This window comes from Polyangium fumosum, from assembly GCF_005144585.1.
GTDB lineage: Bacteria > Myxococcota_A > Polyangia > Polyangiales > Polyangiaceae > Polyangium > Polyangium fumosum.
The window spans coordinates 1-12,496 of record NZ_SSMQ01000023.1 but is presented as its reverse complement, the minus strand read 5'-3'; the positions used below and the strand labels follow the sequence as shown (position 1 = coordinate 12,496).

Sequence of the window (12,496 nt, the reverse complement as noted above, 5' to 3'; positions counted from 1 at the left end):
CCTACCCTCCCCCGGCGGCCACGATCGGGAGCGAGCGCCGCTCGCCGGCCGCGCGTGGCTTCGGCGCCTCCACCGGCGCCGCGGGCGGGGCCGCGGGGAGCGGCTTGGCCGCCGCGCGCGCCTCGTCCGAGAGCTCGGCCTGGAGCGAGTGCTTGTTCGCGCGCGTGATCACGACCTCGACGATCGACCCGCGCAGATCGAGCCGCTCGGCCCCAGCGACGTGCACGATCTCGTTGCGCTCCGTGCGACCCGTCCAGGCGTTCGTGCCCTCCTTGCCCGCGCCCTCCACGAGCACACGCTGGCGACTGCCTGCGAGCCGCTGCAAATGCGCGCCGAGCAGCTCCTCGCTCACCTCGAAGAGCCGCGCGAGGCGCTCGCTCTTTTCGGCCTCGGGCACGTCGTCCGCGAGCTTGCGGGCCGGCGTGTACGGACGCTGCGAATATTTGAACCCAAACAGTCCCCGGAAGCCCACCTCCCGCACGAGCGAGAGCGTGGCGGCGAAGTCCTCCTCGGTCTCGCCCGGGAACCCGACGATGATGTCGGTCGAGAGCGAGAGATCGGGCAGCCGCGCCACGAGCGAGCCCACCCGCGCGACGTACTCGGCCCGCGTGTAGCGCCGGATCATGCGCTTCAGGATGCGATCGGCGCCCGACTGCACGGGCATGTGCACGTGGCGGGCGAGGACCGGGAGATCCGTGTGCGCCTCGATCAGCGAGGGCGTGAGGTGCCGCGGGTGCGGGCTCGTGTACCGGAGCCGCACGAGCCCGGGGACCTCGGCTGCGATGCGCCGCAGGAGCGCGGCGAACTCGCTCTCGTCCGGGTCATCGGGCGAGGCGCCGGGCGCGCGCGAAAGCTCGCTGCTCGGGTCCCGGTAGCTGTTCACCGTTTGCCCGAGCAACGTCACCTCGCGGACGCCCGCCGCGACGAGCCCCGCGATTTCCGCGATGATCTCCGCGCTCGGCCGGTACCGCTCCGGCCCCCGCGTGTACGGGACGATGCAGAAGGAGCAACGCTCGTTGCAGCCCTTCATCGTGGTCACGAACGCCGTGGGCGCACGCGCGTCGACCGTGGGGTTTCGAGCGACGTCCCCCTCGTCGGAGAGCGCGGTCAGGAAACGCGGGGCTTCGAGGTCGAAGACCGTCCGCACGAGCGGAGGCGCGCCGAGGCCGATGTCGTCGAGCAGGCGCGGCAGCTCGGGGATGTTGTCGGGGCCGAGGACGAGATCGATGCCTTGGCTGCGCGTGAGCAGCCGCTCGCCCTCCTGCTGGGCCACGCACCCGGCCACCACGAGGACCATCTCGGGGTGCGTCTGCTTCCACTTCGCGAGACGGCCGACCTCGCTGAGGAGCTTCTGCTCGGCCTTTTCCCGGACGCTGCAGGTGTTCAGCACGACCACGTCCGCGGCCTTCGGGTCTTCCGATTCCGTATAACCGGCGCGACGGAGGACCTCGTGCATCCGCTCGGAGTCGTGGACGTTCATCTGGCATCCGAACGTCGTGATGGCGTAACGAGGCATGGGCGCCGCTCATGTAACAAAACGGCGGAGGGGCGGCCAGCGCGCGGACGCGCTTCTTCACGCCGAGGCTGTTGCAGTGGGCGAAAGGAGCCGCGATGATGGCGGCCAGCGCGGGGAAAAGGCGCTCTTCCGACGTCCGACCGCGCGTGGCCCCTTGCAGGCACGGCGGACGTGCACGACAAGACGGGTTCAAGGGACCGAGCTAAGGAGTGGACATGTCGTCGGCGAAATTCGAGACACTCGTGGACCTGTTCGAGCGCTCCGTCAAACAGTTCAAGAACAAGGATCTGTTCGGCGTGAAGAAGGACGGCACGTGGGTGTGGACCACCTACGGCGAGGTCGGCAAGCTTGTCGACGACTTCCGCGCGGGGCTCGCGTCGCTCGGGGTGAAGCGCGGCGACAACGTCGCGATCATCTCGAACAACCGCATCGAGTGGGCCGTCGCGGCCTACGCGTGTTACGGGCTCGGGGCGGCGCTCGTGCCGATGTACGAGGCGCAGCTCCCGAAGGAGTGGGTTTTCATCGTGAACGACTGCGAGGCCGTCGCGCTCATCGTGGCGACCGAGGAGATCTACCAGACGGCTCAGGAGATCCCGGAGAAGGCGCCCTCGCTCAAGCACATCATCGGCCTCACCCGGCCGAAGAGCGAGCCCTCGTCTTACGCGGCGCTGCTCGAAGCCGGCGCGAAGAGCCCGGTCCCGGCCATCAAGCCCACGCCCGCCGACACGGCGTGCCTCATCTACACCTCGGGCACGACGGGCAACCCGAAGGGCGTGATCCTCTCGCACGGCAACGTCGCCTCGAACATCAACGCCGTGCACGAGATCCTGCCGCTCGTCACCGACGACCGGAGCCTCTCGTTCCTGCCCTGGGCGCACTCGTTCGGGCACACGTGTGAGCTCCACGCGCTGCTCTCGCTCGGCGGCGCGATGGCCCTCGCCGAGGGCGTCGACAAGATCATCGCGAACCTCGCGGAGGTGCACCCGACGATGCTTTGCAGCGTCCCGCGCATCTTCAACCGCATCTACGACGGCGTGAACAAGCAGATGGCCGGCAAGCCGAAGCCCATCCAGGCGCTCTTCAAGGCTGGCATCCGCGCGGCCACGAAGAAGCGCAAGGAGGGCGAGGGCTCGCTCTCGCTTGGCGAGAAGATCAAGCTCGCGCTCGCCGACAAGCTCGTCTTCTCGAAGATCCGCGCCAAGTTCGGCGGCCGCATGAAGTACGCGTTCAGCGGCGGCGCGGCCCTCTCGCGCGAGGTCGCCGAGTTCATCGACGCGCTCGGCATCACGGTCTACGAGGGCTACGGCCTCACGGAGACGAGCCCGATCGCGACGGCGAATCGGCCCGGCGCGCAACGCATCGGCAGCGTCGGCAAGGCGATCCCGCACGTGAAGATCGTCATCGACAAGGAAGCCTCGGGCGACCCGAAGCACGGCGAGATCGTGATTCACGGCCCGAACATCATGCAGGGCTACCACAACCGCGACGAGGAGAACAAAGCGGTCTTCACCGAGGATCGCGGCTTCCGCACGGGCGACCTCGGCTACCTCGACGACGAGGGCTACCTCTACATCACGGGCCGCATCAAGGAGCAGTACAAGCTCGAGAACGGCAAGTACGTCTCGCCGGCTCCGCTCGAGGAGCAGCTCAAGCTCTCGGCCTACATCCTCAACGCGATGGTCTACGGCGACAACCGCCTCTACAACGTCGCGCTCGTGGCGATCGACGTCGAGGCCGTGAAGGCGTGGGCGCAAGGGCAGGGCCTCTCGTTCGAGAGCGACGCGGCGATGTGCGAGAACGCGCGCGTCAAGCAGCTCGTGATGGACGAGATCCAGACGTACTCGGCTGAGTGGAAGGGCTTCGAGAAGATCCAGAAGGTCACGCTCACGAGCGAGGACTTCACCACGCAGAACGGCTTGCTCACGCCTTCGCTCAAGGTGAAGCGCCGCGTCGTGTGGCAGCGCTATGGCCAGCAGATCGAGGCGCTCTACGCCGAGGGCAAGTCCCGGGGCGAGGACGCGTCGACCGCTGCGTGAAGCCTCCTCGGGGCGTCGTTCGTTGACGCCTCACGCCTCCGCTCCTACCCTCGCTTCATGCACAATCAGGCTCGCGTGGCGGCACTCGCGACGGCGGCGTGGCTCGTGGGGGGCTGCGCGAGCGGCGCCGCGCGCTCCGCGGGGCCCGAGCCCGTCGTGATGGTCGGCGACGGGGTCAAGGCCAAGGCGGCGGACAAACCCGGCACGACCGCCACGAACGATCCGAATGACGCGCGCAGGAAGGCGCTCGAAGAGGCCGCCGAGTACGGGATGGTCGGCGTGCTTCAAGGAGGCCCGGGGGAGCTCATCGGCGGCGTGGAAGGCGGGGTCTTTGGTGGCGTCGCCGGTGGCGGCGTCCTCGGCGGCCCGAGCAAGGTCTTTGGCACCGGCGGCATCGGCCTGAGTGGGATCGGCATCGGCGGCGGTGGGACGGGCGAGGGGGTCCTTGGCCTTGGCTCGATCGGCACCGTCGGGCATGGCTACGGCTACGGTTCGAGTCGCCCGGGGGAGCGCGTGAAGGCTCGCATCGAGGCTGCCACGATCTCGGGGCCGCTCACGGACGACGTCGTGCAGCGCATCCTCGCGGATCACCGCGAGGACGTGCAGGACTGCTACTTGCTCGAAGCCAAGCGTGGCAACCGCGTCCGGGGCCGCATGACCTTGTCGTTCACGATCGACGGCGCGGGCCGCGTGGACGAGGTGTGGGTCCCCGAGTCGACCTTCTGGCAGCGCGAGCTCGCGAGCTGCGTTGCGCAGGTCGTGGGCACGTTCCGCTTCCCTGCGCCTGCGCAACAGGTCAAAGTCCTCGTCCCCGTCGTCTTCTGACCTTGCATCGACCGCATCGCGGTCGATGCAGCCTCGGTCCAGGCCGTGCCTGGTCCGGGTCCAGGGGCGGACAGCCCCTGGTGGGGCCCGGGGTGAAACCCCGGCAGCCGGCTACACGTCGTACTCGTCGTCCTGCACGATGGCTTCGGTGCCGAAGCGGGCGCGTGCTTCGAGCAGCTCTTGGTCGCTGATCCATGTGCGCTCGCACTCGGCCAGCGGGGCGACTTGGTAGACGTCTTTGCGGCTTTCTCCGTGCCCGTCTTCGAGTACGCGGACGACCTCGTGGTGGAAACCGCACGACGGACAGAGGGCACGCATGGCCTGATTTATAGTTCGAAGGCGTAACGCTCGCTTCGAAAAAGCGAACGCCCTCGCTCTGTGGGGAGCGAGGGCGCTCGACCGGGACCTTATCGTGGGTCCGCTGTGTGGGACGTGATCAGTGCGCCGCGGGCGCCGCTGCCTTCACGTCCGTCTTGATCCGCATGCCGTAGAACGAACGCCACACGAAGATCGTCGACGCGACGAAGAAGATGCCCGCGAGCACGATGCTCGTCTGGTGCGGGATCTTGATCGCGAGCTCGACGGCGAGGAGGCCGAAGAGCGTGGTGAACTTGATGATGGGGTTCATGGCGACCGACGAGGTGTCCTTGAAGGGATCACCGACGGTGTCGCCGACGACCGTCGCTGCGTGGAGCGGGGTGCCCTTCTCCTTCAGCTCGACCTCGACGAGCTTCTTCGCGTTGTCCCAGGCGCCGCCGGCGTTTGCCATGAAGAGCGCTTGATACAGACCGAAGAGCGCGATCGAGATCAGGTAGCCGATGAAGAAGAACGGATCGAGGAACGCGAAGGCGAGCGTGCCGAGGAAGACCGCGAGGAAGATGTTGATCATCCCGCGCTGCGCGTACTGCGTGCAGATCTCGACGACCTTCTTGCTGTCCTCGATGCTCGCCTTCTCGGCGCCTTCGAGCTTGATGTTCGCCTTGATGAACTCGACGGCGCGGTAGGCGCCGGTCACGACGGCCTGGCAGGAGGCGCCGCTGAACCAGTAGATCACCGCGCCGCCGACGATGAGGCCGAGGAGGAAGGGCGCGTTGATGAGCGAGAGGCGCTCGATCGCTTGCACCACGCCGAACTCCGCCTGCAGCTCCAGGATGATCGAGAAGATCAGGGTCGTGGCGCCGACGACCGCGGTGCCGATGAGCACCGGCTTCGCCGTCGCCTTGAACGTGTTGCCCGCGCCGTCGTTCTCCTCGAGGTAGTGCTTGGCCTTCTCGAAGTCGACGTCGAAGCCGTGTTCCTTCTTGATCTCCTCCTTGATGCCGGGGAGCGACTCGATCACGCTGAGCTCGAAGACGCTCTGCGCGTTGTCGGTCACCGGGCCGTAGGAGTCGACCGCGATGGTCACCGGGCCCATGCCGAGGAAGCCGAAGGCCACAAGGCCGAAGGCGAAGACCGGCGCCGCCATCGTCGACGTGAAGATCGTCGCGAGGCCCTGGAGCGCGACCAGGTACGCAGCGCCCATGAGGCCCGCGATGACCATGCCGAGCCAGTAGGCGCTGAAGTTACCGGCCACCATGCCGGAGAGGACGTTCAGCGAAGGCCCGCCCTCGCGCGATGAGGTCACGACCTCGCGCACGTGGCTGCTCTCGGTCGAGGTGAAGATCTTGACCGCCTCGGGGATGATCGCGCCGGCGAGCGTGCCGCAGCTAATGATCAGCGAGAGCTTCCACCAGAGCGTCCCGTCGCCGAGGTTCGGGATGAGCAGGTACGACACGACGAACGTGAGGCCGAGCGACACGAACGAGGTGAGCCACACGAGCCAGGTGAGCGGCGCCTCGAAGTTCATCTTGTCGACGGTGCCGAAGCGGGCCTTCGCGATCGCCTCGTTGACGAGGTAGCTGAAGACGCTCGCCACGACCATCATGATGCGCATCACGAAGATCCAGACGAGGAGCTGGACCTGCGTCTTGACGTCCGCGACCGCGAGCAGGATGAACGAGATGAGCGCGACGCCGGTGACGCCGTAGGTCTCGAAGCCGTCGGCGCTCGGGCCGACCGAGTCGCCTGCGTTGTCGCCGGTGCAGTCGGCGATGACGCCGGGGTTACGCGCGTCGTCTTCCTTGATGTTGAAGACGATCTTCATGAGATCGGAGCCGATGTCGGCGATCTTCGTGAAGATGCCGCCGGCGATGCGCAGCGCCGAGGCGCCGAGCGACTCGCCGATCGCGAAGCCGATGAAGCACGGACCCGCGTACTCGCCGGGCACGAAGAGCAGGATGATCAGCATGACGAGCAGCTCGACGCTGATCAGCACCGTGCCGATGCTCATGCCTGCCTTGAGCGGGATCGCGTAGGTCGGGAAGGGCTTGCCGCGGAGGGACGCGAACGCCGTGCGGCTGTTTGCGAACGTGTTGATGCGGATGCCGAACCAGGCGACGCCCGTGCTGCCTGCGATGCCGACGAGGCTGCAGAACAGGATGAGCGCGACACGACCGACGTCGAAGTGCTTGAAATAGCCGTAGTAGACGGCGATGACGGCCCCGATGAGGACCTCGAGCAGGATGATGAACTTGATCTGCGTGATCAGGTACGTCTTGCAGGTCGCGTAGATCAGCTCCGAGATCTCGAGCATCGAGCGATGCACGGCCATCTTCTTGAGCTGCAAGTAGATCGTCATTCCGAAGATCAACCCGAGCGCGCAGACGCCCATGCCCGCGAGGAGCAGGGTGCGTCCGTCCATGTTTCCGGCGAAGGAAACAGAGCCCAGATCGGGGAGCTTCAGCGAAGCCTCGTCCGCGTGCGCGGGACGAGCCAGGGCGATAGCAAACAGCGCGCCGACGACGGCCAAGGCGCGCGCGGGCCACGCTCGCGCCCCGCTCGGGCGCGAAGAACCCTCTACGTTCATGACGGTGTGCCTCCTTCAAACGAGGAGACTGCCGACGTCCGGCTTCCGCCGCCGCGGCGATCTCCCAGGTTCCGAGGGGTTGGCCGCCTGCGTGAGACGCGGATGAGCGGGCACCGACGGGGTTCGCCCCCGCGGCGCAGGCTCCGTCGAAATCGACCCGCTAGCCCTGACGCCGACGCTTCAGCACAGCCTCGCCCTCGACGGTTTTCCCCGCCGAGGCGCGCGCTGACTACCACAGCACGCCTTCGCCGTCATCCATCTTTTGTTGGAGGTGGGGCCGGCCCCGGCCGGCCCCCTGGCGGGACCCGGGAGATCAATTCCCCGGGCGTTTGTCGAGCGTGGCTTTGGGCTCACCGCTCTCGCTCGACGCCGGGTTCGCGTCCTTGTTCGCCGTGAGCAGCTCTGCCACGAGATCCCGGCATTCGGGCTTGTTGCGCAGGTGGGCGAGCAGGAGGTTCGACGCGTCGCTGAACGACTTCTCGAAGCTGAGGCCCTCGCGCGTCCGCTGCGCGACCTTCTCGCGCCCCTGCCCGAGATCCTCTTCGAGCGCCTCTGCGTACCGCGTCAGTTGCCCGCGGAGCTCGTCGATCTGGCGCCGCAGATCCCGCGCCGTCGTCTCGCGCGTGTTCTTCTTCGCCTCGTAGCGCGCGAGCTGCTCGCGCTTCGCCTGCACCGTCGCGCCCGTCGCGCCCGCGCGTTCGAACACCGTCCGATCGAACGCGCCTTGCCGCGCGGCTCCGTCGGCGAGCAGCTTCGCCTCCGTCGCGAGCTTCTCGGCTTGCGCGAGCTCGCCGCGCACCTTGTCCACGTCCTCGCCGTCGGCCCCGGCCTCGCGCATCACGCGCGACTCCTCGTGCGCGAGCTCCTCGACCTTGCGGCCGATCTCTGCGCGGAGCGCGCGCCCGCGCCGCTCGAGGGCGTCGAGCTTGCGCGTGTGGCTCGCGACCTCGCCCTCCAGCCGGTTCGCCTTCGCCGCGAGCTCCCAGAGCTGCGCGAGCGCGGTCTGGATGTCGGGCGGCGCGTTGCCCGCCGGGTACGCGCGCGCCGCCATGCGGGCGAAGAGCGCCGTCCGGTTCGCCCACTCCGTCACGCCGGCCGACTGCGGCGGCGGCGGCGGCGGCGGCGCGGGCAGGGCCTCGCCCGTCTCCATCTCCCAGGGCGTGCTCGGCAGGCTGCGCTGCAGGGCCTTCAGCTCTTCCTGGAGATGGTGGGCGTCGCGGTAGCGCTTGCGGATGTCCTTTTCGAGCAGCCGCATCGCGATCGTCTCGCCTTGCGGGTGCGCGTCGGGGCGCACCGTGCGCGGGCGACGGGGGATCGCCGTCCGCTGCATCTCGAGCAACGTCTCGCGATCGTTTGCACGGAAAGGAAGTTGCCCCGTCAGCATCTCGTAGAAGAGCACGCCGAGCGCGTAGAGGTCCGCGTGCGGCGTGGCCTCCTCGCCGCGGGCCTGCTCGGGCGACATGTACTCCGGGGTCCCGAAGACCGCGCCCTTCGGCGCGAGGCGCGGGTCGCGCGCGATGGCGGCGAGACCGAAGTCGAGGATCTTGACGAAGTCCTTTCGACCGCCGCGCTGCGTGAGGAGGATGTTGTCGCTCTTCAGATCGCGGTGCACGACGCCGAGGTCGTGGGCGCGGGCGAGGGCGGCGCACATCTGCTCGAGGATGTCGACGCCGCGCGCGATCGGCATGGGCCCGCGCGCGAGCTCGGCGCTGAGCGGCGTGCCGACGAGGTACTCCATCACGAGATAGAGCTCGCCTTCCTCGGTCTCGCCGATGTCGTGGATGTCGATGATGTGGGCGTGATCCACCCGGTTCGCGGCGCGAGCCTCGCGGAGCATCCATGCGCGGAGGTGCGTTTCGCCGCGGAGATCGGGCCGGATGAGCTTGAGCGCGACGACCCGATCGATGAGCACGTGGCGGGCGCGGTAGACCACGCCCATACCGCCTTCGCCGATCCGGGTCTCGAGGCGGTAACGACCTGCGACGACCTTGCCGATCATCGGGTCGGCGCTCGCGGTCTTCGGGCCTAACGATGATCGCTGGAGAGCGCGCTGATCCATGTTCCTTCGTGTTCTCCTCGGGTACGGGGCTGGCTCGCGTGACGATCCACGCGCCGCCCGCTCGATCTGCCGCGGATGCGCCCGACGTGGTGTCTTGCGCTCGCGGAGGCGAGGCCTTTCGGCATCATCGCGGATACTACCAGGGGAGCGCGCGCCACGTCGACGGGGCTTGATGGCGCAGCCCCAAGGCTGCTAGCGTCCTCTCCTCGCCCCTGGCCTCACAGCCGCCGCGGAGGGCGACACCGCCAACAATGTCAGGACCGATCGAGAGCTCAGGCGACATCGAGATCTACTGCCACCCGGCCCGCTCCTCGAACCGCGGCACCGTGCCGTTTTTCGAGAAGATCCCGCAGGGGGAACGGCTCTCGCTCGTCTTCGTCCCCGGCGAGACGGCGGACCCGCCCTACTCCCTCAAGGTCTTCGCGCCGTCAGGCACGAACATCGTCGACTCCCTCGTGCGTGATCCGCCGACCGGCGCGCCGCAAAGCCCTCCGCCGATCGAGTTCGTCGTGTCGGCCCTCGGCGTGTACAGGATCGAGATCCGCTCCCGCACCGGCCGGCATCGCGGCGACGCCAAAGTCCGCGTCGGCTGACCAACACCTCGCGGGACGAACGGAGCACGAACACGACGCGCGAGCGGCGCGCGGGTTCGGCGCGCCAGGCCGTTGGTTCCTCGGCAAACGCTCGGTGCGGGATCGTCAGACGAGCATCCAGAGCACGAAGGGCGTGGCGACGAGACGCGCGGCTTCGAGCGGCTTCGCCCACGCGCGCCCTTCGAGCACGCCCCCGAGCCCGCCGAGCGCCGCCACGAACCAGGCCGAGAACACGAGCTGCGTGCCGAGCGGCGCGGACGCGCCCTTCACGAGGAAGTACACCGTGACGGCGAGCGTGAGGACGAGCATCACGGCCGCGTAGATCCCCGCGCCGCGCGTCGGGCGCGCGTCGTACTTCGGCCGATCCGGCGTGATGTCGAGCGCGGCCGGCTCCAACCCCTGCGGCCGCCACTCGGGGGGCATGAACCAGACCTTGAGTTTGTCGAGGAAGCGTGGGGCGCGCGCGGCGGTCTCCACGATGTCGCCGAAGGGCGCCCACGCGCAGACGAGCGGGTTCCACGAGGCGACGGGCTTGACGGTCCCGTAGACCGGCTTCTCCGCCTCGGGCTCGAACGTCCCGAAGAGCCGATCCCAGATGATCAGCATGCCGGCGTGGTTGCGATCGAGATACCGCCCATTGCAACCGTGATGCACGCGGTGGTGGGAGGGCGTATTCAGCACCCATTCGAGCGGGCCGAGTTTGCCGACGAGCTCGGTGTGGATCCAGAACTGGTAGACGGTGTTGATTCCGAGGGCCGTCGCGAACATGGCGGGCGGGAATCCGAAGAGGGCGAGCGGGAGGTAAAAGAAGCGCGAGACGAGCGGCTGGACGGGCCCCTGGCGGAGGGCGACGGCGAAATTGAAATCCTCGCTCTGGTGGTGCGGGGCGTGCGCGGCCCAGGCGAGGTTCATGCGGTGCGAGGCGCGGTGAAACCAGTAATAAAGAAAGTCGAGGCCGACGAGCAGACCGACCCATGCGAGCGCCGAGCTCGGCGAGACGTCGAAGAAGCGCCGCTCGTAAAGCAAGAGGTACCCGCCGAGGAGCGCGCCCGCCGCGACGACCCCAAAAAGCGTCTGCGCCGAGCCGAGGAGTAGATCCGCGAGCACGTCCGGGCCGCGGTAGACACGCCGCTTCTTGAAGCGCCCCACGGTCCATTCGAGGCCCATGAGGAGGAAGAAGGCTGGGATCGAGAGGGTGACGACGTTCACGGCGGGGAGATGGTAGCGGGGTGGGAGGGCGGCGTCACGGGAGAGGCGGGGCGTCCGGGCTGTCTCGTCATTCCTCCTCGACGACGCGGATGGGGAGCCATTGGAAGCCGGTTACGCCTGCATCGCGGAAGATGCGCCAGACCTTGGGGGTGACGAGAAATTTGGGTTGCGAGAGTACGGCTGTCTTCAGGTCGCCGTTCCACCGCGCAAGACCGAAGTGCTCCCACATCCGGTTCACGTCCTTTGCCCCGATGAGATCCTGGATGCGGTAGGCGACCCGCAGAGGCCCAGGGTGCGTCATCTCCACCTTGCTGTGCCCGCAAGACTTGCACACGCGGTCCCAGGAGACCCCCGTCGACTGCCGGGACATGGGGGGCAGCGTGTGGGATGCCCACATCTGCCGCCAGGGCAGCTTGATCTGACGCATGTCTTCCTGCCGGGCGTACACGCTCTGGAAGGAGAGCCCCGAGAGGCCTGCGCCTTCGAGGGTCTCTGCCAGCCGATGGTCGACCAAAATGTCGCTGTAGCTATCCACGGCGCGAAACGTTCCGAGCTTTCCCATGCTCTCGGCGTCGGCACCATCGAGCACGTACGCCGAGGTCTGCCGCATCCCCGCCCCGCACGCGGGGCACGCATTCGACAGGTCGTACTCCGTGCCGAACCGCGGGCCTCCGAGGACGCAGATTTCGAAGGTATCGGTCACCAGGATCAAATGCGCGGACTCGAAGTCGTCGTCCGTGTACTCGTCCCAGCGATCCTCGAACCATTCGACCTTGTAGGCGAGGAGGAGCTGGAGGAGGAGAGGCAGACGAGGGTCGTCAACGGCCATGGTGACGTCGACGAGAACCTGCCGTAGAGCCTTGTAATCGTGCACGGTGACGACATCCGTCCCGCAGCCCGCCGGAGCGAGGATAGCCTGCTCTCCCCCAGGGACATGGTGGCCATGGAAAGATATTTTTACCTTGGTTTTCATCGCTCGATGTCCGGTTCACCCAACCCGTCAATCGAAGTAATGCTTGATCGCCTTGAGCCAATGGGGACAATCAGCATAGACTTTCTTGTATGCGTTCCAGAGCCTCGGTAGCTGGTCGCGACCGATGCCCGTCGTAGCGTCGCGCAGCTTGTTCGTCATCACCGTGTGCGCCTCCTTCGACAGGATCACCGCCGGTCCATCCAGGGCATCGAGGCCGGCCTCGATCATCCTTGCCGTCTCGTAGATATGGTGCGCTTGCCGTGCGACCAGGAAAGACTGGTCAGGAAGGATTGAACATGCGAGGTTCATGAAATTCTGAATCGTCGTCCAGTGGGTGCGAAACCCACCCGGCCCAGGGTGGACCTACACCAGCCGGTAGC

10 protein-coding genes are annotated in these 12,496 nt (G+C 67.5%); 3 read left to right on the top strand and 7 right to left on the bottom strand.

Annotation, left to right across the window (positions count from 1 at the left end):
* Position 1: 1 nt before the first annotated feature.
* On the bottom strand, positions 2-1,516 hold the full coding sequence (miaB, locus tag E8A74_RS22140) for a tRNA (N6-isopentenyl adenosine(37)-C2)-methylthiotransferase MiaB (protein WP_136931049.1): 1,515 nt from the start codon (positions 1,514-1,516) through the stop codon (positions 2-4).
* A 215-nt stretch (positions 1,517-1,731) separates the two neighbouring features.
* Here miaB and E8A74_RS22135 point away from each other — a divergent pair, with 215 nt between their 5' ends.
* Positions 1,732-3,552 carry an AMP-dependent synthetase/ligase gene (locus E8A74_RS22135; RefSeq protein WP_136931048.1) on the top strand — a complete coding sequence of 607 codons (1,821 nt, stop codon included), beginning with the start codon at positions 1,732-1,734 and terminating at the stop codon, positions 3,550-3,552.
* 57 nt (positions 3,553-3,609) lie between these two features.
* Entirely contained in the window at positions 3,610-4,377 is a 768-nt protein-coding gene (locus tag E8A74_RS22130; protein WP_136931047.1) for an AgmX/PglI C-terminal domain-containing protein, read from the top strand.
* Between the two features lie 111 nt (positions 4,378-4,488).
* Here E8A74_RS22130 and E8A74_RS22125 read toward each other — a convergent pair whose 3' ends face one another.
* The 3 genes from E8A74_RS22125 to E8A74_RS22115 form a co-directional block, all read right to left on the bottom strand.
* Positions 4,489-4,695, bottom strand: a complete 207-nt coding sequence (locus tag E8A74_RS22125) for a hypothetical protein (RefSeq protein ID WP_136931046.1) — start codon at positions 4,693-4,695, stop codon at positions 4,489-4,491.
* Positions 4,696-4,813: 118 nt separating this feature from the next.
* Positions 4,814-7,282 carry a sodium-translocating pyrophosphatase gene (locus tag E8A74_RS22120; RefSeq protein WP_136931045.1) on the bottom strand — a complete coding sequence of 823 codons (2,469 nt, stop codon included), beginning with the start codon at positions 7,280-7,282 and terminating at the stop codon, positions 4,814-4,816.
* 313 nt (positions 7,283-7,595) lie between these two features.
* On the bottom strand, positions 7,596-9,341 hold the full coding sequence (locus E8A74_RS22115; RefSeq protein ID WP_136931044.1) for a serine/threonine protein kinase: 1,746 nt from the start codon (positions 9,339-9,341) through the stop codon (positions 7,596-7,598).
* A gap of 251 nt (positions 9,342-9,592) precedes the next feature.
* Here E8A74_RS22115 and E8A74_RS22110 point away from each other — a divergent pair, with 251 nt between their 5' ends.
* Positions 9,593-9,934, top strand: a complete 342-nt coding sequence (locus E8A74_RS22110) for a hypothetical protein (protein WP_136931043.1) — start codon at positions 9,593-9,595, stop codon at positions 9,932-9,934.
* Positions 9,935-10,039: 105 nt separating this feature from the next.
* Here E8A74_RS22110 and E8A74_RS22105 read toward each other — a convergent pair whose 3' ends face one another.
* The 3 genes from E8A74_RS22105 to E8A74_RS22095 form a co-directional block, all read right to left on the bottom strand.
* A complete protein-coding gene (locus E8A74_RS22105) occupies positions 10,040-11,143 on the bottom strand; it encodes a sterol desaturase family protein (protein WP_136931042.1) in 1,104 nt (367 codons plus the stop codon).
* 67 nt (positions 11,144-11,210) lie between these two features.
* Positions 11,211-12,116, bottom strand: a complete 906-nt coding sequence (locus E8A74_RS22100) for a hypothetical protein (protein WP_170229285.1) — start codon at positions 12,114-12,116, stop codon at positions 11,211-11,213.
* 27 nt (positions 12,117-12,143) lie between these two features.
* Positions 12,144-12,425: a hypothetical protein gene (locus E8A74_RS22095; RefSeq protein ID WP_136931040.1), complete on the bottom strand. Its 282-nt coding sequence runs from the start codon at positions 12,423-12,425 to the stop codon at positions 12,144-12,146.
* Between the last annotated feature and the right edge of the window lie 71 nt (positions 12,426-12,496).